Source organism: Thorsellia anophelis DSM 18579, from assembly GCF_900111395.1.
Taxonomy (GTDB): domain Bacteria; phylum Pseudomonadota; class Gammaproteobacteria; order Enterobacterales; family Thorselliaceae; genus Thorsellia; species Thorsellia anophelis.
In genome coordinates, this window is sequence record NZ_FOHV01000019.1 from 1 (window position 1) to 25630 (window position 25630).

Here is a 25630-nt window from a genome sequence, read left to right on the forward strand (position 1 = left end):
CTTGTTAAAGTATCTCCAAATCCCTACCGTACTATCAATGCCAAATAATTCACCAATGAGCTCCATTGTAATGACTTCGCTATCTGAAAGCTTTGGCTTGAACCCTCTTGCTCTAAGAGGTCTATCGTATTCTTCCAGTATTTTATTTAAGCTATCGTCTATTTTAATAAAAGTATAGATGATATAATCTACTAATGATGGCATGATTTTACTCCTAATTTTGATTCGTCTCTTAATTAGTTGTAAGTTATGCCATCTCCCTCCAAATTATGCAACAAAAAAGTCGAGCATCGCGTGTTCTACTAAATCAGATAGCAGGTTACATAAATAATCAGTATACCTGATTTGCATCTTTAAATGCATTAGTAAAAAATTAACTAAGGTTCATTCAAATTATTATTTCCCCAGTTGTAACTATTATTTTTAATTTGAGTAGATAGTTATACTGGTAAACTGTCTGTTCAATATACTGTTTCAGTAGACGAAAGAATTTAGATTAAACTTTTTGTCTCATATAAGGGTTTAGTTGCGTTTTATTATGTAGCTGAATTGTAAGGAAATAGCCACCTGTTTCAATGTGGGTATTGAAAAAAATAATAAAATAAATTGGGTTAATTTATGTTAAAAGTAGTAAAGAATAAATAGACCAGTGATTGAATCAATCTGAGTATTTTCAATTTAATCGCTAATTGATTAACCTATTAGTAAAAATAATGCGTTTGTGTAAGGGATATAAATTACTTGCTGAGATTGAAAATGTGTATAATTAAGATACAATTTTCTAATTAGGCCACACTGATTTATGACAATAGATGTTGATTTTGAAAACCACATATTAGAAACGCTTAACTCAGGTAAATCAGTTGAGGAATTTTTAGATCATGCAGTTAAATTTATTGCTGAAGTGACAACAAGACTTATCAGCAAAATATTTCGTAAAGATGATTATGCTATTCGTTATGCGATTGATCCGCTTTTTGGTGGAAATGGTCCATTATCTGAACTCGGTGTCAAGCTTAAATTGCTTTATGCCCTTGGTATCATTAATAGACAGGAATATGAAGACACTGATCACTTATTAGCGCTGTATGATGAAGTAATGGATAAAACGTCTGATTTGATTTGTACAAACCATTCAAATCAAAGTTATCAGTTTACTGATGAAGAAGTGATTGCAATTTGTCATCAATTGAATTGTGTAGAAGTAAAACCCGTTTTATTTCAAAATGTGCATGGAAAAAATGATGACATCCATGATCATAACTTGCTTCAGATGCAACAGAAAAGAAATAGACAAGTGATTAAATCAACCCTGGTGCTTTCTGTTTCAGCTTTAATTAGTCAACTGTATAAAAAACCAGCTGAAAAAATCTCACCCTTGCCTCAAATATAACTGATTATAATAATATTCATTGCGTTTATTAAAGCATGATAATTGATTCATCAGATCACTGCTTTGAATTAGATCTGGTGAATCAATTTTTTGGTTATTAGATGGTATATTTAAGCTACTAACATCTTCTTCATATCCGATTCAACATCAGATATGGCTTTAATACCATACTGATGAGTTAATATTTTAAGTAGGTTTGGAGTCAAAAATGCAGGCATTTGTGGACCTGTGTATATGTTTTTAACACCAAGAGAAAGTAGTGTGAGTAATACAACAATTGCTTTTTGTTCAAACCAAGAAAGTACAATAGAAAGTGGTAAATCATTTACTGAACAACCCAGTTTTTCAGCCAAGTTTACTGCTAGCATAATGGCTGCAAATGAGTCATTACATTGACCAATGTCAATTAGGCGAGGTAGCCCATTAATGTCTCCGAAAGCTTGGTCGTTGAATCTATATTTAGCGCATCCTAAAGTCAAAACCACGCAGTCTTTTGGCACGGATTGAGTAAACTCAGAATAGTAATCTCTGCCTACACTACGTCCATCACATCCTCCAACTAAAAAAGCATGGCGAAGTGATTTATCACCAAACATGGAGAGCAATGAATCACTTGCGCCTAGTAGAGTTTCTCTTCCGAATCCTACCGTAATGGATTCTTCTATTTCAGTTTGAGTGAATCCTATCATGGTTTTAGCTTGCTCTATAATAGGAGAAAAATTATCATCAGTAATGTGCTTAACACCGGGCCAACCGACCATGCTTCTTGTCCAAATTCGGTCTTGATAGGCTCCTAAAGTTGGATCAATAATACAATTAGAGGTCATTAAAATGGGACCAGGAAAACGCATAAATTCTCTTTGTTGCATTTGCCAAGCGCCACCATAGTTGCCTTTTAGATGAGTATATTGTTTTAATAGTGGGTAACCATGTGCTGGTAATAGTTCTCCATGGGTATAAACATTAATACCAGTTCCTTCAGTTTGTTCCAGGAGTAGCTTTAGGTCATTTAAATCATGTCCTGATACTAAAATGGCTTTTCCTTTAGTCGGTTTACGATTGACTTCAGTTGGAATAGGATGGCCAAACGAGTTCGTCTCAGCAAGCTCCAAAAGTTGCATGATTTTGAAATTAAGCTGGCCTATAGCCATGGCATTATCTAATAACTCATTATCATTAGTCGGTGTTGAGCCAAGCCATGCAAGATGTTTGACGATTTCAAAACTGAGTTCATCGCTGAATTGTCCAAGTGCTTGAGCATGTTCATAATACGCGGCTGCTCCCTTTAAACCATAGAGATTCAATAGTTGTAAACCCAAGGTATCTTTATTGATATGGCCTGTTGCATTAAAACTAAAATTGCTAGCTTGTTTACTCAAAGTGGCTACGTCATTACCTTTTAGGCTTAAATTAGCAAGAGGATGGTCAATATTTTTTCCTAATTGCTTGGCAAGTTCATCTCTTAATTGAGTTGCTTGGATAGCAAAACTGACAATTCTCTCAGGATCAAAATTAACATTGGTTAATGTTGAAAAAAGTGCGAAGGGGATAAATCTTTGTGCATTTTCCGTTTCTAATTGTTGTGCTTTACCCTCAATGATCCATCCACTTAAACCTGCAAGAACCGTAATGAGTAAATCTTGTAAATCTGATGTTTCAGCGGTTTTACCACAGACGCCTTTTTGGGATTGACAACCTGAACTTTCAGATGTTCTAACGGTTTGTTCACATTGAATACAAAACATAATGCTGCGCTCCTTTAAAAATTTTATTCTGGGGCATCACTTAAACTCATGCCGTTTATCATTCAGATGCCATCTTAAACATTAAATGGAGCGAGTGTTAACGATTAGTGGGGTAAATTAGTTGTATTGTTGATATAAAGCAAGATCGCTTTGAATCTGTGAATTGAATCACAAATGGGTTTAACATGCTGGTAATTAATTTTAAACATATTAGAAACAAACAAGATAGCTAATCGGAAATATTAATAAGAGATGGACTTTTTGTTAGCATTAAAGTGCGATGTTGAGTAATAGCATAGGATCCTACTAAATAGCCTGCATTGAAGAATTAAAAATAAAAGGATAAACTAGTCTATCGCTAACTGACAGGTAAAATAAGTCGCCTGTTCAAATTGTAAAATTAAATTTCTTAATATTGTCATGCATTATTCTCGTCTAACTTTATTTTATGTTTTTTAGCTGATAATGCGCATCTATCATTGATATAAATAACTGAATATACCCCATAATATCCAAGGGACAATACGAAGAATACTGGTGTTACTTCAATCCTTCCCGCTAAATTGCAGAGTTTCAACTTATGACAACTGAACTTGAAATAAATAAATCGAAAGATGTAGTGAAAAAAAACAATCGATTTACCTCTAGTTTTACTTTATTTAAGCAACTTGCGCCACTATTAAGGCAGGAACGAAAGTTGCTTATTGCTTGGTTAGTGGCATTAGCTGCCTCATCTACAGCTACTTTGATGATCCCTGCTGCAATGAAACAAATGATAGATAAGGGATTTACAGCAAGCACTGAAATTAATGAAGCTTTTGTAGGATTATTTATTGTGGCACTGTTTCTGGCTACTGCTACCGCATTAAGATTTTTATTTGTCTCTTTACTTGGTGAAAGAGTAGTGATGGGGCTTCGTAAAACACTGTATGCTCATCTAATAAAGCTCGATCTTGCTTTTCATCATCAGAACCAAAGCGGTGAGTTAGTTTCAAGGCTATCTGCTGATAGTGAACTTATACGAAGTGTCATAGGCTCTAGCATGTCCGTAGCACTTAGGAGTTTAGTGACATTTATAGGTAGTATTACTTTAATGGTAATAACGCAACCTAAACTCGCTGCGATTGCTTTGTTAAGCTTACCAATAGCGATTTTACCAATTTTGTTAGGAGCAAAAAAAATTAGGAAAAAGGCGAAAAATAATCAAGATGAAGTTGCAGAAGCAAATTTGCATGCTGCAGAAACACTTTCATCTATCTATACCGTTCAGGCCTTCACCAAAGAAGAGATAGAAATTAAACAATTTGGAATATCGCTTAATCACACTTATCAAGCTGCAAAAGCAAGGATCTCAGCTCAATCCTTAATTACAGCGTTAGCAATCACTTTAGTTTTTGGTGCAATTGTGTTCGTACTTTGGTTAGGGGCACATGATGTCGTAGCTGGCAACTTATCCGCTGGTAGTTTAGGACAATTTGTGATGTATGCATTACTTGCAGGGACATCTATAGGATCACTTTCTGAAATGTTTAATGAGTTACAAAGAGCTACAGGTGGCATGCAACGTATTAGCCACTTGTTAGCCCAAACGAATAGCCTACAGGAAGAGGGAAAATATACTTCAATTACTCAGGAAACAGCAGATTTACTAGTATTAGAGTCTATTTCATTTGCTTATCCAATTTATCCAGATAGACAAGTACTCAAAAATATCAGTATTACCATCAAATTAGGAGAAACAGTTGCTTTAGTCGGACCTTCTGGAGGTGGAAAAAGCTCTTTGTTTAATTTATTGATGCGGTTTTATGACCCAACAGATGGACGCATTTTATTAGGAGGTCATCCATTAGCTCAATGGCAACTGCATGCTTTACGTAACCAATTTGCTGTTGTGCCGCAAAAACCTGATTTATTTGCAGCGAGTGTACGAGATAATATTGCTTATGGAGATCAAACTGCTTCTTTTTCAGCTATTGAAAATGCTGCAAAAGAAGCAGAAGCGATTGAATTTATCAATCAGCTACCCAATCAATTTGAAACACTTGTGGGTGAACGTGGTGCTCAGCTATCAGGTGGGCAACAGCAACGCATTGCAATTGCTAGGGCAATGCTAAAAAATGCACCGATACTATTACTTGATGAAGCTACTAGTGCACTTGATGCACAAAGTGAATATTTTGTGCAGCAGGGATTAGAGCGCTTAATGGCAGGTAAAACTACCATCATAATAGCACATAGACTCTCAACAGTATTAAAAGCAGATAGGATCATTGTAATTGATAAAGGGGAGATAATTGAGCAGGGTAATCACGAATCACTAATGCAAAAAAAAGGACTTTATGCTGAATTCGCTCGCTTACAGTTGATGTAATTAATAGATGCAGCATTGTATATGTCCATTTTTGATGTATTTACCTAAATCTTAAAAGTTGTTAAAGTTAAACATGGCTCAGAAATCAATCAATCAATCAATCAATCAATCTGCTTTTATGGGGGCTAAAGCTGATGGGAAAAAGTTACTATCATGTGTCCTCCTGATAAACTTGAATACTGAGGGTATCTCTAGGGGATTAACTGTTTATTGTATTGCTCTAAACTGATTGATAGTTTCCTGATTGAAAAAACAATATATATCAATCCGTCTCGATTTGGTTGATTCAATTTATCAAAAGTGCTTACATCTCTGCCCTAAAGGGTAAAGTTTTACGCACTTTTGATAAAACCGGAAAAAGTCATCAGATACCATTTCAAATGGCATCTGATGGGTAACGTTAGCATATACTACTATTAGAGTAATATACCATTATTCAATTACCGTATAAGGGATGACTATGTTAAAATTTTTATATCGATATGTAATGGTCCCACTTGTAAGGAAGTTTCCGGCGGTGACATAACCAGAGTAGCTTATTGATACCCCTTGGCCATTAACTGTCCAAGTTCCATCTAATGCTGGAATACCAATAGGGGATATAAACTTTCTTCCGCCATCAAATAAAGCATAGGCTCTAAGCTGAGCCGTAGTTTGACGTTTGATTTCAAGTGGTGTAGGTTCAACTTCAATTCCATTAACTTCCTCTAATGTACCTTCTATTGGTATCATATCCCCTGAACGATTAAAATTATCTTTTGGGGTCACTTCTAAAACAACTACCTTACCGGAGTGATATATCGGTGATGAGGTTGATGGGAATGGTACCACTCCAGAATTTACAACGACACCACTACCTATTACTGTAGTTTCATTCTGAATACGCCATATATAGGTTGACCTATCATTCGAATTCAATTTACCTCCATTATCAAAGTCATAGGTTGCACCTTGATTTTCAAAAAGAGAGAGTTCTCCATTTTCCATAATACTAATCAGTTTTAAATTACGAATACTAGGTGGCAGAGCATCTACAATCACATCAATTGTTACCGTTTTTCCAATATAATTAAACGTAATAGATCCAATCGCTTCAGTGCTTAAACTTGGGTTTAGCCTGATATTGCCTTGGTTATCTACTGTTGCAATTGATTCATCAGTTGAAGCCCAATTGCCAAGTAAAGTAATATCGTCACTGCCAGACGTATATTTCGCTGTTATGCTCACAGGATAAGAATTTGTATCATTCAAAGTCAATTGAACAACTGTAGGTTCTGCAATAAATTCAGCAGTCTCGATGTTATCCGAAATTGAGACAGGTTTTCCTTCTCGATTAAACTGATCTTTAGGTAACATGTCTAACTTGAGTGTTAAACCAGATTGCTCAAGTAGCAATTTAGGTGAATCCGGAACCTTTCCTGACTCGATTATTTTATCACTGGCTAAAATATGTGATACGCCTTGTGCATCAATATAGCTCCAAGTATATTCAGAATTATCCTCTGCAATAGGATCACCCTTTTCATAAATATAAGTTGCAGAAACCGAGTTTTCTATATTCAGAGCATTACTAAATTTCAAATTTGAAATGTTTGATGGTTGTGTAAATTGATTATTTGTATTTTCTGATGTGGTAGTGACGGTATTCCCAACTACATAATAAGTAGAATTATTGCCAGAGCTCACTCTCGATTCTTTCTTGATAGGGAGAACCGAAACAGAGTAGACCTTGGCTACATCTTCAATTGTTAGAACAGGGGATTGGGGATTTGATAGATAAACTGGATTTTGGAAATAGGCTTGTATTTCTGTTGTGCCGACTTCTCCCCACCAAAAACGTGATACATCTTCAAACTCATTTTCGCTATTTGCGATAAAATCATACTCAGCTGTTAATTGAAAACCAGTTAAAAAAGTACCTTTCATAATCAAATTTTCGATCCGGGGCCGAGATGGACTTTCCACGACCTCTTCCAAACTTGTATTTAGCGGTATTTCCTCTAAGCGTTTACCTTCATTCACGTAGGTTGGATAACCAGCTGAATCATATTTGTCCTGACCAAAAAAATATCTTATGTCCCATACTTTAATTGGATAACCTATGTTAGGGTTACCTGTCGCTGTTATCGGTGAGTATGTAAAACCAATACGTTTCCCAATTGCAGATTCTGGAATACGTAGGCCATGAGTATACGGACTTTGCTGCGATGTTCCAGGAGGAATGAGGTATATATTATTATCCAAGATGGTAGTCGATAAATCTTCCCAAGCTTTGATATTTTCCCATTCATTCTCTCCAGGATCTAATGCGAACCATGCTAATTGTGATTCATGGTTCTGGGTCAAACAGAGGTCATTATCCTGATCTATAAGCATAAAAAATTGATCGCTTAAGTCAGAAGCTTCCATCTGCATTGTAGAAGTTTCTTCTAAACGCGATGTTTGACAAAAAATAGATGGAATAAACAGTTCAGAGCCACTTGTTAGAACTGGTAACTGATTTTCATCATAAAGAAATTGATTTGAAAGCGATAGATAAGCGCCAATAGATTCCATATAAGGCAGGTGTCCTATAATATTCTCTGCCTTTTTAGAAGAGCCTGATTTATTATTAGCTAACAATTCATGTGAAAAAGTCACAATCAATACAATAGATAAGAACAACGAAGTAATTAATTTATAGGGGGTATTGTGTGTTGAATTCATGTGATTTCCTTAGTGAATAAATATTACCGTACTCATTATTTTCCGATTTACACAAAAAGATTTACCGATTTATCAATCCACTACTTAGTGAAAAATTTGTGCAAATATTTTAAGACATCCTTGCCCTCTGAATTCAAAGGTGAAATATTGAATTTACAAATAACGTTATAGAGATTATTTGTATAGTTGCAGATTTCAGCGTTATTTTATGATTTAAATTATTATGAATGAACTAAAGATTGGATTTTAAATGTTTATTTATTATTCTCATACCCCATTGCTGTAATGTTCCGTAAATATTGCTTTTTTTAAGTAAATTTTATTGATAATTATTGATTTTAGTGTTATCTGGTCGGGTAACTAAAGCGTTACCATTTCTCAATTATTTGAATGGGACTCTTGTATCTTAAGTACGCTAATAAATTAAGGGAATCGAATCAGCATTCTATTTGTTATCAAATTTAAAGTTTAATAAGTATAATGTGCTCTTCGTGTAATTTATTGGAATAGTTATTTAAATTCAAAGAGCATAGCACGATAATTGATCGGCTTGTTTACTCAAATTTTTATTCAAGCATATTAGATGTAGAGAGTTGGCATATTAATTCGCTCAACTAATGGTATGTTGTAGAAATTAAATAGATACAGGACCAGGGTTAACGTTTTAGAATGTCAAAAAATATTTTTTGTTAGTAAGTGTTTGTTAATAAAATGTAATAGTGTATTCAATAATCCTAGTCATCATATTGACAATAGCGTCAATGTTTATTCTTTTTTACATATAAAAATGGGACCTAAGCCCCATTTTGAATTTTTAACTTATTTAATAACTAATTAAGTGTTGTGGCCTTAGCCATAATAATTAGTTATGTTTAATCCACTCGTCCATATCAGTTTTTAAATTATCTGATTGTGTTCCAAATATTGCTTGTACACCACCTGCTACCATGATGACACCTTTTGCACCAAGTTGCTTCAATTGCGCTTGATCAACTAAATCTGCATTTTCAACTGATACACGAAGACGTGTAATACAAGCATCTAAATTTGTGATGTTATTTTTTCCTCCAAAAGCAGCAACTAAATCCGCTGCAATTGAACCTGCTGAAGCTTTAGAAGTTGATTTAGACTCAACCTCTTCAGATTCATCTTCTCTACCAGGAGTTTTAAGATTAAAGACGCGTATCATGAATGTAAACACGATAAAGTAAAGTACGCCATAACCTAGACCTAGTAATACAAGTAGCAGAATGTTCTCTGATTTAGACGATAATAATAAAAAGTCAATAAATCCATTAGAGAATGTATGACCATGAACAATACCTAATGAATTGGTAATGACATAAGCTAAGCCTGCTAATAATGCATGAACTGCATATAATACTGGCGCTACGAATAAAAATGCAAACTCAATTGGCTCTGTAATACCGGTTAAGAAAGAGGTTAGGGCAGCGGAAATCATGATTCCCATTACTTTTTTACGATTTTGAGGTTTTGCAGCCATCGCTATTGCAATTGCAGCAGCTGGAAGACCAAACATCTTAAATAAGTAACCACCAGCTAATTGACCAAATCCATTACCTGCAGCACGAGTTGCATCATCAGCAGATAAGAAACAGGTCATAATACCTCTTAATGGTAAACCTGCAGCATTTTGACAGCTACCTGCTTCATAGAAGAAAGCTGCATTCCAAATATGATGTAAACCAAATGGTAAGAGGCTACGCTCAATAAGACCATACATACCAAAAGCTAATACTGGATTTCCTTCAGAAGCCCAATCTGAAAATACCTTGATGCTTGTACCGATAGGTGGCCATAAAATTGCTAGTAATATTCCCATAAATAATGACAAGAAACCAGTCATAATAGGTACAAAACGTTTACCAGCAAAAAAACCTAAATAATCAGGTAATTTAATGTTATAAAAACGATTAAATGACCAAGCAGCGATACCCCCTACAATAATACCGCCAAGCACACCAGTGTCAAACAATTGTGATAAGGCTACTTGAGGTGCTGGTAAAGATGGGTCTAGTGCTCTAGCCGCTTCCATTGCAACAGCATTAGAAATGACGTCGTAGTTGAAAAATAGGGTGTTAGCTGCAGGACCGGCAACAATGATTGAAGCTTTCATTATTCCGTAGCCAACAATTGCAGAAAGAGCAGAAACACCGTCGTTTTTGGTAAAGCCAAGTGCAACACCAACTGCAAATAATAATGGCATTTGAGCAAAAACAGAATCACCAGCATTTTTTAATAATGATTGTGTAACGACTAGGATTCTTGGAACTTCATTCGAAAATAGGGGCGCTATATCTGCTGAACCTATTCCTAGCATGATACCTGCAACAGGAAGTACAGCAACTGGTAGCATCAGTGCTTTCCCGGCCTTTTGAAGGTAGCCAAAGAGATTTTTAAACATTTAAAACTCCTTTTAGTTTATGTCTTGTTAGTTAAAATAGTAAAAAATAAAAGTTAATATCTTTGGATACTAAACTTGAACATTCGAATTCTATGCTAAAATAGGTCAGATAAAAATAAAACTTTACATCAATTGATGATTTTTACATCAATAAGAGCAATATTAATGATCTTAGTTAAAAAAACAGAAGGTAAGGTAGAAATTATCACTAAGTTTCTAAAGGATCGATGTCTAATATCCATCTAATTTTAGATAAATTCACATCAGCTTGAATAAGTGAAAATATTAACGTTAATTGGCGATGTAAATCTTGTCTGCTCGTATGCTGAAATAATAACTGCCAGCGATATCGACCACTTTTTTTTGCCATTAATGCTGGCACAGGACCTAGTACCCATAAATTTGCATCAAAATTAGGATGTAAACGCAATTGATTTCTTATTGATATTAAAAATTGATTTGCATGCTGGCTTTGAATAGATTCAGCTCTTAAGCAAGCATGATGGGCATAAGGTGGGAGCATTGTCATTTCTCTTTCTTTAAGTAACATATCGCTCAAACCCGCATAACCGCTTTGAAAAAGAGTCATCAGCCAAGGATGTTCTGGATGATGTGTTTGCAAATAAACTTCTCCAGGTTTGCTTGCACGACCGGCTCTTCCCGCTACTTGGGTGTAAAGCTGTCCAAAATGCTCTGCAGAACGAAAGTCAGCACTGAATAACGCACCATCTACGTCGAGTAACGCCACTAATGTTACATCTGCAAAATGATGCCCTTTGGCTAGCATTTGTGTACCCACAATAATCCGTCTGCCACCTTGATAGATTATATCTAACTCTTCTTCGAGTTGTCCTTTACGACCCACTGTATCTCTATCAATCCTGCTAATAGGAACACCAGGAAATAGTTCAGCTAGTTTTTCAGCAAGCTGCTCTGTGCCTATGCCAGCAGGCATTAGCTGAGTACTACCACACTTTTCACATTGAATAGGCATTGTTTTTTGATGATCACAGTGGTGGCAGCGCAGTTTTTTTATGGCTTGATGTAATGTGTAATATTTTTCGCAGTGTTTACATTCAGCTATCCATCCACATTCATGACAGAGTAATGCAGGGGCATACCCTCTTTTATTTAGAAAGAGTAATACCTGGTTATTGGCTGCTAAATGAGTACGCATAACATGCATAAGTTGGTGAGAGAGTCCAGATTCAAGGGGTTGATTTTTAAGATCAATAATATGTTGTTTAGGTAGGAGAGCGTTACCAGCTCTATGAGTTAATTGTATTAGTTGAAACTTGCCAATTTTAGCATTGTAAGTACTTTCTAATGATGGGGTTGCTGTTCCTAGAATAATAGGAATATTTAATGTCTTGGCCCTAATGATTGCTAAATCTCTTGCATGATATCGAAAACCTTCTTGTTGCTTGTAAGAAGTATCGTGTTCTTCATCAATAATAATTAAGCCAAGATTTTTAAAGGGTGTAAAGATTGATGAGCGAGTACCAATTACAATGGCACAAGCATCTGTTTTTGCTTCATTCCAAGCTTTTAAGCGAGCTTTATCATTTAATTTTGAATGCAAAACAGCCATAGGGACCTTAAAACGGGCTTGGAACCGGGAAATAGTTTGTGGCGTTAGTCCTATTTCTGGAATTAATACGAGCACCTGTTTTCCTGCTTGCAATGCAATATCAATTAAATGCAAATATACCTCTGTTTTACCAGAGCCAGTCACACCTTCAATTAACCAAGTGTTAAAAGTATCAATGTGGGTACTAATGATACCAACTGCAGTAGCTTGTTCTCGATTGAGTATCAGCGCATTGTTTGGTTGTTCATAAGAATCTTGCCAATTTGCAGGAATAGATTCTTCAGTTTGAATATCTAACTTAACTTCTTGAATTAATTCCTTATCACTAAGACTTTTAATTATACTATCGCTATAGCCAATTGCTTTAAGTTCATTTGAGGTGCTTGGCGTATCAATCAGTAATTGATATAGCTCTATTTGCTTTTTTGCGCGCTTTGGTAATAATATTTCAGAGGGTTCAATGCTTGAGTTGACATGCCATAGACAGCGATAGGTTTCCTTAGGTTCAATTAGAGGATGTCCCTCCCTTAATCTAGTGGGCAGTGCATGAAAAATCACTTCACCTAAAGGGTATTGATAATAACGGCTAGCGAACTTAAGTAGCTCGAAAATATGCTCATCTAGAATAGAAGAGTCATCAAATCTATCTATAACGGGTTTCAATTTATGAGTAGGAATATCACTTGAAATTTTACTTTCTAGGATAATTCCGACTTTTTTTTGTCTACCAAAAGGCACAAGTACTCTCCCTCCTATTGTAGGCTCTACTTCAAATGGCCATATATAGTCATAGGTGTTATACAGAGGTATTTGTAGTGCTATGGAAACAAAACATGAGGGCATTAAGTGTTATTCCTTAGGTTTGAGTGTAGATATTAGAGTATCATACATCCAGTTAGCAATAAATGGTTGCGCCGCTTCTGTAGGGTGAATGCCATCATCTTGTAACCACAAACCGCCATTTTGCGCATTATTAATGACCACAGATTCCATAAAAAATGGAATAAGAGGTATATTTAGTTCAGCTGCAATACTAGGGTAGACTGCACTAAAAGCATCAACGTAGCGTTTACCATAATTTCTTGGAATATCTATTTGCATTAAAATTGGCTCCGCACCAGCTGCTTTAGAATCAGATATTATGCTTTTCAATGTTGTTTTTAAATTATTTGTATCTAGTCCCTGCAGACCATTATTGGCGCCAAGTTCTATTAAAATATAATTTGGTTTATAGGTCTCTAGTAAATTAGGCAAACGAGCTAATCCTTGTTCAGCTGTGTCACCACTAATGCTCGCATTAATGATCTGAATATTAAGTTTTGATGAATTACTAGACTGAGTTTTTTCTCCGATCAAATTATTTAATAACACAGGCCAACTTACTTCATTTGAAAGACGGTAACCTGCACTTAGGCTATCACCTAAAATTAATAATTTTGGACGAGAATCTTCATCAGCAAAGGATGACATTATGCTACTTAAAAAGAGTATCATAGATAGCAAACCCTTTAACAATAAATTAGATATATTGGATTTGAGGGGTGTTTTAGTGGAAAATAGCTTAGAATTAGGATTATCCAAAAAACAGAAAATTTTATAAAACATCTCTGTGCCTCATTAAACAAACAATTGAAGGTAAATATGCAGCAAGAAAATCAGACAAAACAACCCAATTTTAACAACGTTACGCATACAATGCAGGATGATACGACAAACCAAAATCACCAAATTCTTACACATGATAGCGAAACCGTATTAAGCGTCAAGCAACTTAAAAAAATTGTCAGGCAAGGTGATGAACCGTTAACGATTTTAGAAGAGGTCAACCTTGCAATCAAATCTGGTGAAAGCTGCGCGCTTATTGGTGAATCAGGATCGGGTAAATCGACACTTTTAGCTATTTTAGCAGGTTTAGATGACGGTAGTGAAGGTGAAGTTAAATTACTTGGCCATTCTATGAAAGATATGAGTGAAGATGATAGGGCACTTTTGCGAGCTAATGCTGTTGGATTTGTGTTTCAATCATTTTTATTAGTACCAACCCTTAGCGCACTTGAAAATGTACAGTTACCTTTGTTATTGAAACCTAAAACAGCTGATAGCAAGTATGATGAAACAGAAGCCGCTTTAGCGGCCAAAGCTTTATTAGGTACCTTAGGGCTGGAAAAGCGAATTAATCATTTACCTGCACTATTATCTGGTGGCGAACAACAACGAGTAGCTCTTGCGAGAGCCTTTATTGCCAAACCTAAAGTTTTATTTGCAGATGAACCAACAGGTAATCTCGATAGGCATACAGGGGAGAAAATTGCAGATTTGTTATTTGAACTAAATAAACAAAATGGTACGACTTTAATTTTGGTCACGCATGATGAAACCTTAGCAAGTCGTTGCGACAGGCAGCTTCGACTAGTGGAAGGAAAACTACTAGATGTATCAAATCAGTTTAACCTTACGAATAAAGAGGCTTAATCATGATTTTTAAATGGTTTTGGCGTGAATGGAAGACCCCTTCATTAATTATCGTTTGGCTCGCTATGAGTTTGTCTGTCGCGGCTATTTTAGCGCTAGGTAACCTAGGTGATAGGCTTGAGCAAAGATTAAATTCTTATAGTCGTGAATTTATGGCAGGTGATAGAGTATTACGCTCTACAAGGCCTGCTGAAGAGGCTTGGTTGGCAGAGGCTAAACAATTTGAGCTAAAAACAAGCGAGCAACTTAGTTTCCAAACTATGGCTTTTGCATCACAAGAGCCTGTTGATACAACAGCAATATCATCCCCTTTACTTGTCTCAATCAAAGCGACTGATGATGCTTACCCTCTATATGGCGCACTGATTACTGAGCCAACCGACATTAAACTTAAACCAGGTGAAGTGATTGTTGCAAAAGACGTGCTGCTTAGACTAAATGTTTCCGTTGGCGAGAGTATTGATATCGGTGATGGCCAATTTAAAATTGCCGGTATTCTCATTAAAGAGCCAGATGCAGGGTTTTCGGGTATTCAGAGTGCACCAAAAATTCTAATGCATTTAGAGGATGTGAGCAAAACAGGTGCAGTTCAGTTAGGGAGTCGCTTGACTTATCGATATATGTTTGCTGGTAATGCTACGAATATAGAGGCATTTAGTCAGTATATTGAGCCCATCTTACCCGTTGGTTATCGTTTTTTGAGTGATTCAGATTCAGCATCAGGACTAAGCCGTACAGTAGATAGAGCTAAACAATTTTTAATTCTTTGCTCTGTCCTGACATTATTACTTGGTGCCTCTGCGGTAGCAGTTGCGATGACTCATTATACAAGAACACGCTATAAATTGGTTGCCGTACTCAAAACACTTGGTGCTACTCACCGTATTTTGAGAAAATGGATAATTGGCCAATGGATTTTTCTTCTGTGCATTTCTATTGTCACAGGTGGCATACTCGGTACTTTGACCGAACAAGGCTTAATTTTAGCGCTTGGTAATATTTTACCAAACGATCTTCCCACACCAACCGTTAAACCTTGGATATGGGCTAGTTTGAGTCTTATCGTGATGGCGCTGCTAGTTGGTCTAAGACCGTATATACAATTATTATTGACTCAACCTATTAGGGTCCTTAGGCAAAGTTCCTTAACTAATCACTGGCCATTAAAAGTTTATATTCCTATCGTCTCGATAATTATTATAACAGCATTACTGGTGCTCGTTGGTTTTAATAAAATAGTTTGGTCTGTGCTCTTAGCTATGATATTGCTAGGATTAATGCTTGGGATGATGGGTTTTGTATTACTCAAAATGTTAAAACGGGTCAAAACAACACATTTATCTTTCAGGTTGGCGATTAATCGATTATTACATCAACCTTCGGTAACGATTAGTCAATTATCCGCATTTTCATTATCATTTATGCTTTTGTCTTTATTAATTGCTATGCAAGGAGATTTACTCAGTCGTTGGCAAGCACAATTGCCAAAAGAAACACCTAGCTATATTCTGATGAATATTAATGAACCGCAAAAGGCTGAAATTGAATCTTATTTTGAATCACAACCTATATCGGCTCAAACTGATTACTTCACGATAGTACTTGCTAGGATCACAAAATTAAACCAAATTCCTATTAAAGAAGCAGTTGACGAGACAGCAGCTAAAACTGAGTCCCTAAACCGTGAAATTAATTTAACTCAATTGACTGAGTTTCCTTCATCTAATCAATTGCTAGAAGGGAGTTGGCCTCCTAAACCTGGAGAAACGTCAATTGAACAAGGGGTGGCTTCACAAATAGGCATTAAAATAGGAGATGAAGTCACATTTGATAGTGGTGGGCGAGAATTTACCGCAAAAGTTAGCAGCATTCGTAAGGTTGATTGGGAAAGTATGCAACTTAACTTTTATTTTATATTTCCATTAGGCGATCTGGATGCTTATACTAAAATGTGGGTAACTCCTTTAGTCCTTGATGCTGACAAAAATAAGTCACTACAAAATAGCGCTGCATCAGAATTAGAACGCTTGCAGATGATGGCTAATTTTTCAAAACAATTTCCAACTGTCAGTGTGTTAGATGTGACAGCCTTACTAAAACAAGCGCAACAAATTATTAGCCAGGTAAGTGGAGCATTGCAATTTATGGCTGGCTTAGTCATTTTATGCGGTGTTTTATTAATGTTTGCGCAGGTGCAAATTAGTATGCGACAAAGACATGTCGAACTGGTAGTGTATCGCACACTTGGCGCCTCTTCAAAAATTCTTAACCAGACTATTTGGATTGAATTTTTGATACTAGGGGCGGTTTCAGGGCTTGTAGCTGTAGTTGGAGCAGAAGTTGCACTTTGGAGTTTACAAAAATTTGTGTTTGATTTCCCATGGTCACCAAATTTTCTTCTTTGGATGCTAACTCCAATTACCGCAAGTGTCCTATTAGTAAGTTGTGGCTGGTTATTAAGTCGTAGATTACTTAATTACCGTGCAAATTTAAGAGCGTTAAGCGTATAATTTTTGAGCCCGCTTTTATATTGATTTTACCTCCTCGCCCTTTAGTGGCAGGAGGATGCGAACTGGTCTATGTTTCGACAAGTAGTAAAGCTAAATAAACGGCTCTTTTGTCGAGTGTCGTTTATAAAACTCGCTAATAGAGTTACTGTCATATTTTACTTTTCAATATGCTACATTACCAGTTCACTAAATACTTCACTCATTTTCGATACATTCAGTACACTATCTTTTCTACAAACTTTTGATATCACAATCCACAATAACTTATTATTAGATTTTAATCCTTGAATTTGAACAATGCCTTTAAAAAATAGCCATCACACTTAGTGACGAGCTTTTTTTAAGTATTAATAGAAATCGAATTTAAGGTAAAACTGGCTGACTATTTAGAACAAAAAGCCAAAAGAATTAACATTACAAAACGTGCTCAATCAAAAAGTCCTTTGATAATTATCTATGAGCAGGCATTAGCTAGATTAACTATTAGATAAGCAAAAATGCCTAAAAAAAGCAACATTAATACTAATCATGAGCGGTTTGAACCCTATTAAACAAAATCTATTTGATAAATCAAATTTTACTGACGAATAAATATTCAATTTTTAAGGTTTAAAATCATTAAAAATGATAGTCAGAAAAAGTAAGTATTGTACAAGATAACTCTAAAATCGCACAAAATTGCGCTTAATCAAGTTATAGAAATTAAATTCAGATAAACTCTTTAATTCTATATGTAGTGTTAATTTTAATTTATTTAACTATATATGGTGTTTTAGCTTGTTTTAAACACCTAAATTTAGCGCATCAGTAATATGAGGTAAGGTTTTGGATATTTACGTACGAAAAAGAGATGGTAGCTTAGTGACTTTTGATAGATCAAGAATCTACAATGCCATAAAAAATGCTGCTATTTCTACAAACAAAATAGATGAAGTCTATTGTAATCAAGTAACTGATAGGGTATTAAAAAGACTTAACGAAGAGCCTAATCAAACATTGTTAGAAAGTCCAAAAGTGAATTCACAGCAATCCATGCCTATTGTTTTAGAAATTAGCCTCATTCAGAAGATTGTTGAAGAACAATTAATGAAAAGCCAGTATCCTGAAATTGCAAGAGTTTATATAGAATATCGACATGATAGAGATATAGCGAGAGAACAGAATAGTTTTTTAAATCAAACGATAAGGGGGCTTGTCGATCAAACTGACATATCAATACTTAATGAAAATGCAAATAAAGATAGTAAAGTGATCCCTACTCAGAGAGATTTGCTTGCTGGCATTGTTGCAAAACATTATGCTTTAAAATATATGCTACCTAAAGACGTGGCAAATGCCCATGAATCAGGTGAAATTCATTACCATGATTTAGATTACGCACCATTTTTCCCAATGTTTAACTGTATGTTAATCGATCTTGAAGGAATGTTAGCTAATGGTTTTAAAATGGGTAATGCTCAAATTGAACGGCCTAAATCCATTGCAACAGCAACTGCAGTAACTGCACAAATTATTGCTCAAGTTGCGAGCCATATCTATGGCGGTACGACAATTAACCGCATAGATGAAGTATTAGCACCTTATGTTTATGCGAGTTTAGACAAGCATAGATATATAGCTAGTCAGTGGCAAATACCAGATAGTGAAGCTTATGCTTTATCGCAAACTGAAAAAGAGTGTTTTGATGCATTCCAATCATTAGAATATGAGGTTAACACACTTCATACTGCAAATGGTCAAACACCATTTGTGACTTTCGGTTTTGGTTTAGGTACATGCAAGGCTGCAAGAATGATACAGCAAGCAATACTCAATAATCGGATTATAGGCCTAGGTAAAAATAAGCGTACTGCAGTTTTTCCAAAACTAGTTTTTGCACTTAAAGCTGGTTTAAATTTAGCAAAAACCGATCCTAATTATGATATTAAACAATTAGCACTCAAGTCTGCTTCATTGAGAATGTACCCTGATATTCTTAACTATGAACAAGTCGTTGAAGTCACAGGCTCATTTAAAACACCAATGGGATGTCGAAGTTTTTTAAATCATTATGAACAAAATGGACAAACGATTCATGAGGGAAGAAATAATCTTGGCGTGGTGACGATTAATCTACCTAGAATAGCTCTAGAATCTAAAACAGATATTACCTATTTTTGGCAATTGCTAGAACAGCGAGTTTTAGTCGCTAAAAATGCGCTGTTAACTAGAATTGAGCGTTTAAAAGGGGTAAAAGCAAGCGTTGCACCAATTTTATATATGGAAGGGGCATGTGGTGTTAGATTAAGAGCAAATGAGAATATCATCGAAATTTTTAAACATGGACGAGCATCGATTTCTTTAGGATATATTGGATTGCATGAAACGATGAATGCGTTGTTTGGAGAAGAACCTCATTATGTTGATTCAGAGATCAAGCAAAAAACAGCATTAGCTGTGCTGAATTTTCTAAAAACTAAAATAACAACCTGGCAGGCTGAAACTGGGTATGGATTTTCATTATATGCCACTCCGAGTGAAAATTTGTGTGATAGGTTCTGTAGATTAGATACCAAAGTATTCGGGTTAGTAAAAGGTGTGACTGATAAAGGATACTACACAAATAGCTTTCATTTAGATGTTGAGAAAAAAGTTAATCCGTTTGATAAGATTGATATTGAAGCACACTTTCCAAAGATATCAACCGGTGGATTTATTTGTTATGGAGAGTATCCTAATTTACAGCATAATTTAAAAGCACTCGAAGATGTATGGGATTATAGTTATAAAAAAGTCCCTTATTATGGGATGAATACACCTATTGATGCTTGCTATCAATGTGGATTTACAGGTGAGTTTTTAGCAAAAAGCAAAGGTTTTGTTTGTCCAGGTTGCGGTAATCATGATAGCGAAACTGTGTCAGTCACTAGGCGAGTATGCGGCTATTTAGGCAACCCTGATACTCGAGCGTTTAATGCAGGTAAGCAACAAGAAGTGATGCGCAGAGTTAAACATATGTAGGAGAACCGTGTTGAATTACCAACGCTATTATTCAATAGATGTACTAAATGGACCTGGTACACGCTGTACTTTATTTGTATCTGGCTGTGAGCATGCATGTAAAGGGTGTTATAATCAATCAACATGGTCTTTATCGGGTGGTCAGCCTGTTGATGATAACCTTATCAGGACGATTTTAAATGATTTATCTGATAATCGTATTAACAGGCAAGGTTTATCATTAACTGGCGGAGATCCGTTACATCCGCAAAATTGTGCCACTATACTTGGGTTGGTGAAATTGGTTAAAGACTTGGTGCCAGAAAAAGATATCTGGCTCTGGACTGGGTACCAGTTACATGAGCTATCATTTGAGCAGAGGCAGATATTACCCTATATCAATGTGCTAATAGATGGTAAATTTGAACAATCACTTTATGATGCTAATTTACTTTTTAGGGGAAGCTCAAATCAGGTCATTTACACCAATCCATGGGATCATTTTAATCAAAAGATCGATGTATCATCCCAAATTGAGTGAATTATATTAAGCTTCATTGAGTATGAATATTACTACAAGTATTACTGTATAGAGTCATGAGTTGGTAGGGCAAAAGTTGATCACAATAGCTGTTAGCAGAGATTCGCATTAAGATAATGACCTACTGTAATCTATAGTAGGTCATTAAAGAAGATTAAGTATTATTCTTCTTAGCGACATATCCACGGTAACCTAGTGGAATACAAGCCATGATGATGGCTAAAAGTGCCACAAAGCTGACATAAATTGCTGCTGCGAGATCGGTTTTACCTAATGCCCAAGCTGTTAATACCGGTGTTAACCCACCAAATAAAGCGTAAGAAAGGTTGTAAGCAGAAGATAAGCCAGAGTAACGGATTTCAGCAGGGAATACTCGCGTACTGAGAATAGGGGTTGTTGCAATTGAACCGACAAAAAAGCCCATTAATCCGTAATTAAACATTAATCTACCAGCACTTATTTCTGGGTGAAGGGATGAGTAGAAGTAAAATGCAGTAATAATTAACCCGCCCCAACAAGCAATTAAGGTTAACTTTGTACCAAATTTATCTGTACAATAGCCCCAAAAAATACAACCTATTGTTAACATTAATGTTGCAACAGCATTCGCTTCAAGCGCGTAATCTCTGGGAATGCCATGCATTTTTTCCAATATAGTGCCAGGAGTCATAAGGATAGTCACAACAATTGCTGTGGATAAAGCCCAAGTCATGATAGCAGTTAAGCCACAAGCTGCGAGATGCTCTTTGAAAACCGTTTTAAGAGGCAGTTCTTTTGAGAGTTGACGTTTGCTTGCTAGTTCTTTAAAAATAGGAGTTTCTTCTAGATAACGTCTTAAAAATACAGAGATAAAACCAAATACACCGCCTAAAATAAATGGAATACGCCATGCAAATTCTGTAACTTCTTCTTGTGTATATGTTCGCTGGATAATGATAGCAACAATTGACCCAAGGAATATTCCACCAGTAATACCAGATGTTAATGTACCAATTCCAAATCCATACCGCTGAGCTGGTGTATGTTCTGCAATAAACACCCATGCACCAGGCATTTCTCCACCAATTGCAGCACCTTGTAGTATTCTCATTATTAATAACAAAATAGGCGCTGCATAGCCTATTTGTTCATAGGTTGGCAGCATTCCGATAACGATTGTTGGTAATGCCATCAAAAATATACTCAAGGTAAACATTTTTTTGCGGCCAATAGTATCACCGAAATGAGCCATGATGATACCGCCAAGTGGGCGTGCTAGATATCCTGCGGAAAATACACCTAGAGTTTGAATTTGTTTAATGAAATCATTATCTCCTGGGAAAAAGAGTTGCGATAAAGTCGAGGTAAAGTATACAAATATGATAAAATCATAAAATTCTAAAGTTCCTCCTAGAGAGGAAAGTCCTAGTGTTTTAAAATCATTTCGATTAAGCCGTCTTGCAGGTGGTTGTCCAGCAGTATTCATTTTAGTTGACACAATATTCTCCTAAAGCCCTTTGGTTGAAAATAAATAATTTAGCAAACATAAATTGTTTTATCTAACTTATACTTTGTCATATCAACGTAAAGAAAATTTAAAGAAATGTCAATGAATAATCCTTATTAATTGGTTTAAAAAAACAGCAAGTGGAGAATTCTTAATAGGTGTACATGACGATTGTTCAGAAGTGATTTAAAATCATGAAGAGGCAGGTTTTTGTTGGGTGTTAATAAGGAAAATAGACTATTATTAGAAGGAGCAACGTACAAGAATAATATGCAAGGTGTACTGAAATAATTCAATACACCTTTTTGATTTGAATTATTTTCTCAATTTGCTATCAATACTCAATGAGTGAGGCATGCTTGCTGCTACAAATAAAGCTAACAATCCACCGACCACTGCGATATTTTTGTTAAATAGCAGTTGCTGAACATACGCGCTGTCAGCTGGGGCATTCCAGTATGCATGAAAAAATAGGTTAGATAATAAGGTGAATATTGCTAGCACTAAGCTAATTAATCTTTGTTGATAACCTACTAAAAGAAGTAAGCTACCAAAGACTTCAATCAAAATTGCTAAAATTGCCCCTAGCGTTGCAAAAGGTAATCCAACAGAAGATATGTAGCCTACAGTGCCTTCAAATCCTGTTATTTTATTAATTCCGGCAGGTAAAAATAACCAAATGATAAGTAGCTTAGCAATTATCAATAAAATAGTGTTAGCCTGAAGGCTAGTAAAACGCTTGTTTCCAAAAATACTCATTTCAACATCCCATTATTTAATAAAATTAGGTCGCATGATTGCTACCTCGTAGTCAGATGAATAGTATTATTGGTATAGCATTAGATTGAAAGTTAAAGATATTATATAAGATGTTGAAAATTTTTAAATGCACGCTGAAAACTTACTTATTGTAGATAAAACAGTTAATCTATCCTCTAAGTTAATATTAACGAGGATAGATTGGAGTTTAGGCTTTAAGTTGTTGTTTTTTAATGCTTAGTAATGGGTGGCGGCTTTTAGACTTGATACAAATTTAGAAAGTGAGCCTAACATCATTGGAACATCTTCTAGGTGAGTTTCAATAATTTTTACAATAGCAGAACCTGAAATGGCTCCAGCTGCACCAGCTTCAATTGCCTCTTTTACTTGGCTAGGCTCTGAAATACCAAATCCTTGCAATGCTGGGGCTGCATTAGCTTTTTTAAGTGATTCGATTAAGTGGCTAGCTGGAATATTTGCGCGTGTTTCAGCCCCTGTAACACCTGCTCTTGACAGAAAATAGGTATATCCTTGTCCTGCTTTGGCAATGTCTTGAATTAATTGTTCTGTGGCGTTAGGAGGACAAATAAAAATAGGAGCAATCCCATGCTTAATTGCAGATTCCCTAAAGGGTTCTGATTCTTCAAATGGCACGTCAGCAATTAATACAGAATCGATACCTGTTTGTTGACATTTTTGATAAAAAGTATCAATACCATTACTAAACACTAAGTTAGCATACATGAGTAATCCAATTGGAATATCTGGATTGGATTGTCTAATTTCTTTTAATAGTCCAAAGCATGCTTCAGTTGTCACGCCAGATGCAAATGCACGTAAAGTTGCATTTTGAATGGTAGGACCATCAGCAAGCGGATCTGAAAAAGGAATCCCGAGCTCAAGTGCGTCTGCGCCTGCATCAATCAAGGTTTGTATGATTTGTTTGGAAACTTCAATTGAAGGATCGCCAATCGTTACAAAAGGTACAAATGCACCTTGTTTTTTAGCTGCTAAAGTGTCAAATGTGCGTTTATATCTATTCATTTTATTTAATTGCTCCATTTTCCGTTAAAATATCATACACGGTAAAAATATCTTTATCTCCACGACCTGATAAATTGACTACGAGTACTTGTTCTTTATCAGGTTCTGCTTTAATCATCTTAAGAGCATGGGCAAGTGCATGCGAGGATTCTAAAGCAGGGATAATCCCCTCAGATTTGCAAAGTGCTTGGAATGCTTCAAGAGCTTCATCATCAGTTACTGAAACATATTCAGCACGACCAATTTGGTTAAGATGGGCATGCTGTGGTCCTACAGACGGAAAATCAAGCCCTGCGGATATTGAATAAGATTCTTCTATTTGACCTTCAGAAGTTTGCATCATTGGCGATTTCATACCAAAATATATTCCGACTTTACCATGCTTCAATGGAGCGCCATGCTGTCCACTGTCAATACCATGACCCGCAGGTTCTACACCAATTAGTCTTACGCTTGACTCTTCTATGAAATCAGCAAACATACCAATTGCATTTGACCCGCCACCAATACATGCAATAACAGCATCAGGTAAGCGGTTGAGTTTTGTTTTAATCTGTTGTTTCGTTTCATTACCAATCATACGTTGAAATTCGCGCACGATCGTCGGAAATGGATGGGGACCTGCTGCAGTACCAAGCATATAATGAGTGGTTTCATAGCTAGCAGACCAATCTCTAAGCGCTTCATTACATGCGTCTTTTAAGGTAGCAGATCCACTATGAACAGGAATGACTTCTGCACCCATTAGTTTCATTCTAAATACGTTAGGCGATTGACGTTCGACATCTTTAGCACCCATGTAAATTTTACATTTTAATCCTAATAATGCACATGCCAATGCTGTAGCAACACCGTGTTGTCCTGCGCCCGTTTCAGCAATAACTTCTTTTTTACCCATGCGTTTTGTTAAAAGCGCTTGCCCTAGCACTTGGTTAGTTTTATGAGCGCCACCATGTAAGAGATCTTCACGTTTAAGAAATAGTTGCGTTTTAGTACCCTCTGTCAGATTTCGGCATAAGGTAAGAGGAGTTGGTCTACCGGCATATTCAGTCAATAATGATTGAAATTCAGAATGAAAACTCGGATCTGCGTTCGCTTCAACAAATGCGGCTTCTAATTGCAAAAGCGCAGGCATTAATAATTGTGGAACAAACATCCCACCAAAATCGCCAAAATAAGGGTCTAGTATGGTTTTATGTGCTTTTGTCATAGTTTTCTCACGATTGCTAGGTGTTAGATATCATTGAATCAGTTTGATGGCATACTACTGAGGTTTTTTCTCAATAGGTTTCAAGTCGCATACATTTTAAATACTTGTTATCTTGCTATCAGATAAGGCGTATATCTGAACGAAACTCACTATAACGGATTAAAGTGTACTATTCAAGTGATACATCATTTTTTCCTTTTTTAAAGGCGAATCTTTTACATTTTTATGCTATAATGCATGATTATCATTTGGGTAAATTGATTAATCAATTGCTAAGTCAAAATTATTGAGTCATGCGTATAAAGCCACATGTTTTTTAGAGTTAAAGTCAACAGACGGCTCTATTTATTCATTAGGGCCAAAGTGCTGATAATTAATTTAATCATATAAATTTGACA

General features: G+C 35.8%; 15 protein-coding genes and 1 pseudogene. 6 read left to right on the forward strand and 10 right to left on the reverse strand.

Annotation, left to right across the window (positions count from 1 at the left end; genetic code table 11):
• Window positions 1–204: pseudogene (locus BMW37_RS10450) on the reverse strand (IS982 family transposase); the annotation flags it as partial.
• Window positions 205–802: 598 nt separating this feature from the next.
• Here BMW37_RS10450 and BMW37_RS10455 point away from each other — a divergent pair.
• Complete coding sequence (locus BMW37_RS10455) at window positions 803–1393, forward strand: MltR family transcriptional regulator (RefSeq protein ID WP_093320704.1); 591 nt, start codon at window positions 803–805, stop codon at window positions 1391–1393.
• A 110-nt stretch (window positions 1394–1503) separates the two neighbouring features.
• Here BMW37_RS10455 and hcp read toward each other — a convergent pair whose 3' ends face one another.
• Window positions 1504–3138, reverse strand: coding sequence for a hydroxylamine reductase (gene hcp, locus BMW37_RS10460; protein ID WP_093320706.1), 1635 nt, complete (start codon window positions 3136–3138; stop codon window positions 1504–1506).
• A 580-nt stretch (window positions 3139–3718) separates the two neighbouring features.
• On the opposite strand from hcp, the gene BMW37_RS10465 reads away from it, so the two are divergent.
• Window positions 3719–5509 carry an ABC transporter transmembrane domain-containing protein gene (locus BMW37_RS10465; RefSeq protein ID WP_093320709.1) on the forward strand — a complete coding sequence of 597 codons (1791 nt, stop codon included), beginning with the start codon at window positions 3719–3721 and terminating at the stop codon, window positions 5507–5509.
• Between the two features lie 432 nt (window positions 5510–5941).
• Here BMW37_RS10465 and BMW37_RS10470 read toward each other — a convergent pair whose 3' ends face one another.
• From BMW37_RS10470 to BMW37_RS10485, 4 genes are all read right to left on the reverse strand, one after another.
• Complete coding sequence (locus tag BMW37_RS10470) at window positions 5942–8215, reverse strand: hypothetical protein (RefSeq protein ID WP_093320711.1); 2274 nt, start codon at window positions 8213–8215, stop codon at window positions 5942–5944.
• Between the two features lie 862 nt (window positions 8216–9077).
• A complete protein-coding gene (gene ptsG, locus BMW37_RS10475; protein ID WP_093320714.1) occupies window positions 9078–10640 on the reverse strand; it encodes a glucose-specific PTS transporter subunit IIBC in 1563 nt (520 codons plus the stop codon).
• A gap of 208 nt (window positions 10641–10848) precedes the next feature.
• Entirely contained in the window at window positions 10849–13074 is a 2226-nt protein-coding gene (gene priA, locus BMW37_RS10480) for a primosomal protein N' (RefSeq protein ID WP_093320718.1), read from the reverse strand.
• A 6-nt stretch (window positions 13075–13080) separates the two neighbouring features.
• Complete coding sequence (locus BMW37_RS10485; protein ID WP_143047635.1) at window positions 13081–13725, reverse strand: GDSL-type esterase/lipase family protein; 645 nt, start codon at window positions 13723–13725, stop codon at window positions 13081–13083.
• Between the two features lie 201 nt (window positions 13726–13926).
• Here BMW37_RS10485 and ybbA point away from each other — a divergent pair, with 201 nt between their 5' ends.
• The 4 genes from ybbA to nrdG all read left to right on the forward strand — a co-directional run bounded on the left by ybbA (window position 13927) and on the right by nrdG (window position 20733).
• Window positions 13927–14703 carry a putative ABC transporter ATP-binding protein YbbA gene (ybbA, locus tag BMW37_RS10490; protein ID WP_093320771.1) on the forward strand — a complete coding sequence of 259 codons (777 nt, stop codon included), beginning with the start codon at window positions 13927–13929 and terminating at the stop codon, window positions 14701–14703.
• A 2-nt stretch (window positions 14704–14705) separates the two neighbouring features.
• The gene (gene ybbP / locus BMW37_RS10495) at window positions 14706–17213 is read left to right on the forward strand and encodes a putative ABC transporter permease subunit YbbP (protein WP_093320724.1); all 2508 of its coding nucleotides are present in this window, start codon (window positions 14706–14708) and stop codon (window positions 17211–17213) included.
• Window positions 17214–18038: 825 nt separating this feature from the next.
• Complete coding sequence (gene nrdD, locus BMW37_RS10500; RefSeq protein WP_093320726.1) at window positions 18039–20213, forward strand: anaerobic ribonucleoside-triphosphate reductase; 2175 nt, start codon at window positions 18039–18041, stop codon at window positions 20211–20213.
• 10 nt (window positions 20214–20223) lie between these two features.
• Window positions 20224–20733 carry an anaerobic ribonucleoside-triphosphate reductase-activating protein gene (nrdG, locus tag BMW37_RS10505; RefSeq protein WP_093320774.1) on the forward strand — a complete coding sequence of 170 codons (510 nt, stop codon included), beginning with the start codon at window positions 20224–20226 and terminating at the stop codon, window positions 20731–20733.
• A 154-nt stretch (window positions 20734–20887) separates the two neighbouring features.
• Here the strand turns inward: nrdG and BMW37_RS10510 are convergent, their stop codons facing one another.
• The 4 genes from BMW37_RS10510 to trpB form a co-directional block, all read right to left on the reverse strand.
• Window positions 20888–22198: an MFS transporter gene (locus BMW37_RS10510; protein WP_093320776.1), complete on the reverse strand. Its 1311-nt coding sequence runs from the start codon at window positions 22196–22198 to the stop codon at window positions 20888–20890.
• Between the two features lie 336 nt (window positions 22199–22534).
• Window positions 22535–22978, reverse strand: coding sequence for a DoxX family protein (locus BMW37_RS10515; RefSeq protein ID WP_093320728.1), 444 nt, complete (start codon window positions 22976–22978; stop codon window positions 22535–22537).
• A gap of 237 nt (window positions 22979–23215) precedes the next feature.
• Window positions 23216–24022, reverse strand: a complete 807-nt coding sequence (gene trpA / locus BMW37_RS10520; protein WP_093320778.1) for a tryptophan synthase subunit alpha — start codon at window positions 24020–24022, stop codon at window positions 23216–23218.
• A gap of 1 nt (window position 24023) precedes the next feature.
• Complete coding sequence (gene trpB / locus BMW37_RS10525) at window positions 24024–25232, reverse strand: tryptophan synthase subunit beta (protein WP_093320731.1); 1209 nt, start codon at window positions 25230–25232, stop codon at window positions 24024–24026.
• Between the last annotated feature and the right edge of the window lie 398 nt (window positions 25233–25630).